Source organism: Cupriavidus sp. SIMBA_020, assembly GCF_046535395.1.
Classification (GTDB): Bacteria; Pseudomonadota; Gammaproteobacteria; order Burkholderiales; family Burkholderiaceae; genus Cupriavidus; species Cupriavidus campinensis.
Map to the genome: position 1 here is coordinate 1 of NZ_JAWRWU010001136.1, position 254 is coordinate 254.

General features: G+C 72.4%; 1 pseudogene. It reads right to left on the bottom strand.

Annotated features, from left to right (window positions below):
- A pseudogene (locus SB751_RS33080) lies at positions 1-254 on the bottom strand (aminopeptidase); the annotation flags it as partial.

Here is a 254-nt window from a genome sequence, read left to right on the forward strand (position 1 = left end):
GGTCCTGGTCGACGATGGCCTTGGCGTTCTTCAAGGTCAGCGCCGCCAGCGCCAGTTGCCGGCGCCCCTCGGCGTCGGCCAACGCCTGCTCCAGCGGCGCGGGCACGTCGCGCAATGTCGCGGCCGCGCGGGCCAGTTCACCCAGCACCGATCCCGCCATCCATTCACCGCCCTTGGGCAGCACATAGCCACCGGCGGTGTAGAACGCCGCCAGGCCGTCCAGGTTGGCGGCCAGCGTGCGCGTGCTCAGGCCG